Annotated in this window: 1 protein-coding gene and 1 pseudogene; both read left to right on the forward strand. The window is 61.0% G+C overall.

What is annotated here, in order from left to right; translation table 11 throughout:
- Positions 1-694 (forward strand): DUF4346 domain-containing protein (locus BP858_RS02745; RefSeq protein ID WP_422656677.1); only part of this gene is annotated, 694 nt, incomplete at its 5' end.
- Between the two features lie 324 nt (positions 695-1,018).
- Positions 1,019-1,220: pseudogene (locus BP858_RS02750) on the forward strand (fasciclin); the annotation flags it as partial.

A 1,220-nucleotide genomic window follows, 5' to 3' on the forward strand; every position in this document is an offset into this window, starting at 1 on the left:
CGCGGTCGTGGTGCCGCGCGAGCAGACGCTTTCTGAGAACCTTGCGGCGGCAGAGGAGGCAGGGATCTGCTGTCTTATCGCCGACCCCCTCCTCCAGCCGGTGGGATCCGGGCTCACCGGTTCGCTCCAGGGTTTTTGGGGTGTTTCCTATCCGCTCTTCTTTGGGGCAGGAAACGTCGTGGAACTCCTGGACGCCGACTCTCCGGGGGCGAACGCGTTGCTTGCGGGGATGGCGCATGAGGTCGGTGCCGCCGTCATCTTCACGAGCGAGCACAGCGACAAGACCATGGGATCGGTGGCCGAGATGCGGCGGGCGACCGAGATGATGGCGCTGATGACCGGCCGCCCATACCCCAAGGACCTGGGGATCGATCTCCTGGTCCTGAAAGAGAAGCGGCGTCGGCACGAACCCCCGCTGGAGTACGAGAGCGTCATGGAGGCGCGCTCCACGCCTGATGAGATCACCTACGATCCGCTCGGGTGCATCCGCATCGGTATCGAGGGGGATTTTGTCGTGGCGGTCCACCGGGGCCGTGCCGTGCGGGGGAGGCACTGGGAGGACGTCTTTTACACGCTTCTTGGTAACGGGAGCCTTTCGCGCCTCGACCACGCCGCCTACCTCGGAAAAGAACTCTTCAAGGCGGAACTTGCTATCAGGCTGAAGAGGAGCTTCGAGCAGGACGGGCCGTTCTGAACGACCGTAATGTGGTCGCAAAGCGGCAACCCGGGGTGCGTGGAATATCAGCTGCCCTGGATCAGCACTGATCTTCTGCAGCTGATACATCGGTATTCGGCAGTTCGCCCCTCGCCTGTGCCTCGTAGGTCTCCTCTTCAAAATATAATAACAATTATATAATTGTGGGACTATCTCACCGCGCGTGACAGCGATGAGCGGTGCTGGACCCGTTTGAGGGCGTGATCAGTGTCGACGCGAACCACCGGCGAGTGAAGGTGTGTTCGAATTCTGCAGTCCAGAAATCGGCTGCTCTCCTGTCAGATTCATAGATGTGGTGAAATTATGAAGGGAAATCCTGTTATTCTCTGGCTCGCGGCAGCCCTGGCCATCGGCCTCATCGCTCTGCCTGCCCTGGCGGCGACGGCCGCAGTCGAGATACGGGGAGGGGCGTATCACCCTGCCTCGCTCACGGTCGAGGAGAACACGACGGTCACCTGGACAAATTACGATACGGTAAGCCATACCGTCACCGGCACGGGAGGGG

The sequence above is a fragment of the Methanoculleus sp. UBA413 genome, assembly GCF_002502935.1.
GTDB lineage: Archaea > Halobacteriota > Methanomicrobia > Methanomicrobiales > Methanoculleaceae > Methanoculleus > Methanoculleus bourgensis.